The organism is Oleiphilus sp. HI0123 (assembly GCF_001635315.1).
The window spans coordinates 1-3,935 of record NZ_LWGE01001512.1 but is presented as its reverse complement, the minus strand read 5'-3'; the positions used below and the strand labels follow the sequence as shown (position 1 = coordinate 3,935).

The 3,935-nt window shown below is 38.6% G+C and carries 3 protein-coding genes; 2 read left to right on the top strand and 1 reads right to left on the bottom strand.

The features are described 5' to 3' along the window. The first annotated feature begins 370 nt into the window (after window positions 1-370). Complete coding sequence (locus tag A3761_RS20075) at window positions 371-1,519, top strand: GNAT family N-acetyltransferase (RefSeq protein ID WP_068553575.1); 1,149 nt, start codon at window positions 371-373, stop codon at window positions 1,517-1,519. Between the two features lie 172 nt (window positions 1,520-1,691). Continuing rightward, entirely contained in the window at window positions 1,692-2,531 is an 840-nt protein-coding gene (locus A3761_RS20070) for a polysaccharide deacetylase family protein (protein ID WP_197473141.1), read from the top strand. A gap of 55 nt (window positions 2,532-2,586) precedes the next feature. Here the strand turns inward: A3761_RS20070 and A3761_RS20065 are convergent, their stop codons facing one another. After that, window positions 2,587-3,663: a glycosyltransferase family 4 protein gene (locus A3761_RS20065; protein WP_068553577.1), complete on the bottom strand. Its 1,077-nt coding sequence runs from the start codon at window positions 3,661-3,663 to the stop codon at window positions 2,587-2,589. Window positions 3,664-3,935: the final 272 nt, after the last annotated feature.

The window sequence follows — 3,935 nt, the reverse complement described above, 5'->3', positions numbered from 1 at the left end:
GGTCTGGATGAAGAAATATTATCGAAGAGGGATGAGCTTTATCGCAAGATGAAAAGAAAGAACCAAATAAGGTGGTCAAAAGCTACGCGGAACTGGGAGAAAGTGGGTGACGTTAAGTTGAACCCGGAGAAGGAAAAACAAGCAGCTTAAATGCTCAGGCGACAACTACCTTGAAAAACGCCGCAACCCCGAGAATATAAACGGTCATCCTCAATTATAAATGAAAAGGGAACTATCTCAGACAAGCTTACGTTAGTAATTTTAAGACTGACTTGCATAAACGTCTGAATATGACTAGACATTTGACCGAGCCATCTTATACTTTTTAATTCAGCCCATTTTGGTTTCAAATATAACTCAGTTCAATAACGTGATAAATAATATAACTTATCAACATTTAGATGCTCTTAATCACAAAGCCGAAGCTTTACTTAAGTGGAAAGAATTACTTCCATATTGTCAGCACAATTTTTTCCAATCAATACCATGGGTAGAAACATGGCTAGAAGCTCTGCCTAACCAACACCCCGTCTACCTCGTATCTTGCTCAGTTAATGGCACACCACTCTCTGGCATGATTATTTCCTTCAATAAAACAGTCCGATTACACATAGTTCACTCGGATGGACTCTACCTAAACAATACCGGCGACACACACCTAGATGAACTCACTACTGAATATAATCAAATATTAGTAAACCGCACCCTCAGCAAGGCAAACCAAAATGACGTCATTAAAGGACTTTTAGCTCATCTCGATAAAATTGCGAATTGGAATGAAGTGTTCTTACCAGCGCTAGCAAGCGAAACACGAGACAACTTAATATCTCTCCCCCCCCTTCTAAACACTAGACTCAAGCTTGTAAAGACAACAAAATCTTATTTTGTAGACTTAGATAAGATACGAGAAAGTGATTTAGATTATTTGAAACTGCTTAGTTCAAATAAACGCTCCCAGATAAAACGCTCAATAAGTGGTTATCAGCAATCTTCAAATATTGAAGTACAAGAAGCCGAATCTACCGGGCAAGCAATCACCATGCTTGAAGAGCTAGCAGAGCTGCACCAGATAGAATGGACTAAAAGAGGCAAAGCAGGCGCATTTTCAAACACATTCTTCTTTAACTTTCATAGGAAGTTAATTACCGATTACTTTGACAGCGACTACATACAAGTTCTCAAGATACACACCAAAGACAATATCATCGGGTATCTCTATAATTTCTTGTATCAGGGTGAAGTACTTTTTTATCAATGTGGTTTTAATTACACAGACATCAACAAACTAAAACCAGGCCTAACATCGCATTATTTCGCAATCCTATTGAACGCAAAAAAGGGGTATAACAAGTACGACTTTTTAGCCGGAGAGAGTCAATACAAATCGAGTCTAGCAACTGAATCAAACAATCTAAGTTGGATATTATTGCAAAAAAATCATAAACGCTTCATTATTGAAAACTTACTAAGATCTATTAATAAGCTACGAAAGAAAAATCAGCATACAAAAAATGATTAAAAAACAAGTCTTAGCTAATTTTCTAGCATCATCTAATTTTTTTAGATTGATTGGAATCCTTCAATCTCGCTCTTTAGTTATATTTAACTACCACAGAATCTATAACCCGCCTCTTGACACCCCTTTTGACAAGGGAGTATACGAACACTCTGTCGAGGAATTTGAGATTCAATTGAAACTTATTAGCAAACATTTCGACGTTATATCTGAGCAAGATTTAATCGACTCAATAACCTCAAATAGCTTCCCAAGCAAGCGAACAGCTCTAATTACCTTTGATGACGGCTACGTCGACAACTACACAATAGCCCGCCCCTTATTAAAGCAATATAAACTACCTGCGATTTATTTTATTCCAACTCTCCCTATAGAAAATAGAAAGCTTGGCTGGTGGGACCTTTCCTCCTATCTAATCTCTCAAAGTAAGAAAAGTAACATTAACATTGGCAATCAAAGCTTTCCTATTACCAATGCGCATGAAAAAGCAAGCTCTATTCAAGCCGCACTGGCTAGATTTAAATTAACACCATATGAGCATACAAAAGACCTGATCGAAGGACTATCTAACTCTTGTGAAGTAGCACTACCTTCTATAGAAGAGCAATCGGCTCAATGGATGAGCTGGGAACAAATTAAAAGCTTGCCGGAAGATAACGTAGCGATCGGCTCACACACCCACTCACATCGAGTATTAGCAACATTAGATGAACAAACTCAGTTTCAGGAACTTAAGGAGTCTAAAGAAATTTTGGAAGAAAAAGTGGGACGCACAGTTCAAAGCTTTTCTTACCCTGTTGGCGGATACGACCACTTCACCAGCAAAACAAAAGAACTTGTTAAGAAGGCAGGTTATAAAATAGGTTTTTCATACAATACAGGCTATAACAAGCAAGCAATAGATCCATTCGATATCAAGCGCTGCACCCTATCTAACAACTCCGCATACATGACCGGACAAATGCTATTACCATCTATATATAGCCGTACAGTCCCTCAAACGAGGCCTCACTAAAGCTTACTTTGAGATATAGATCAACTTAAAACAAAACCACTAAAAATAATAATTTCTACTCGCTGTTATGCTTATAACAATATTGGTATTCCTTCCTGGTCATTTCCATAGAAAAAGTCTCTGACATATACTGTCTCGCTCGCAGTCCAAAATCATGCAACAAGCTAGGCTGATCTATAAACTTATTGATCAGTTCTATTAAACAATCAACATCTTGATAATCATACAGGTAACCAGTTACACCATCTACAACCAGCCTTGGACTATCACCTACACGAGTAGCAATCACGGGAACCCCTCTAGCCATTGCCTCCATAATTGCGAGCGACAATCCTTCCTGCTCCGAACATACAATTAGTAAATCAAAAGAACTATAAACCTTAGACCTTTGAAGCTCCATTCCATGGAAAAACACTTTTTCATAATCCAAACAATTAGACGCTCTTTGTACCAAGCTATCTCTCTCTGGACCATCTCCAAAAAAATGAACTTCAGGATGATCACCCCTAGAACTTCTGATTTTTTCCATTGCCATAATCAAATCTTCCTGAGCTTTCAACTTGACCATACGTCCAACAGATCCCACCCTCAGGCCTTCATTCCCGCCAACTCTCTCATAAGACTTAGGAATAAACACACCATTAGCGATAGTTCGAAACATACCTCTGGGCCACCCAAAGCGCCTTGAAAAGACCTCTGAACCAGCATCAGAAACAAAGGTAACCCAATCCACCCAAAGCCGCGCAAAGAAATGAACAAAGCCCCAGACATATCCGGGCAAAGGATTTAACCCATGACGGGTGTATATTATTCTAACTCCCTTTAAATATAAGAGAGGCAAGAGAAAAAATAGGTATCTCAACACCCATGGACTGTGAATATGCAATACATTTTCTTGCTGGGAAACGAAACAAGAACATATAGATTTATAATCAATAAATCGATTAGAACTAGAAAGTAAGTAATCAGACTTCAAGTTCGAAAACTCGTCAACAAGGAGACCTCTTTCTGCACTACAGGAAAATACTGTAACCTGGCTACCCGACTCTGATTGCACTTCGCTCAGATCCAAAACAAAGCGTTCTGCCCCCCCAATTTCTAAACTCGATAAAGCATGAACAATATTAGACATACACCGTTCCTAATATAAATAGATGGCAACTCAAGATAGCAGATTTTATTTCCGCCATAACTCCCCCTCCTGCCCTCTCACAAACTGCACAAAAGCAAGAAAGTTAAACCAATTAAGCGCCACGAAGGAACTAATAATTCTCAACACCCTAATCTTAGAAATCGATTTAAAGTACAAACTCACCGGATATGACAACAATCCCATAATAAGCGCCCCGAAGTAGATCGAAAAAAACACACTGTTTGTAGCGAGCGAACATGAGCAAATAACAT

What these genes read in the sequence shown, in the direction of transcription:
- A3761_RS20065 (WP_068553577.1), bottom strand. Translation starts at nt 3,663, where the DNA reads ATGTCTAATATTGTTCATGCTTTATCGAGTTTAGAAATTGGGGGGGCA.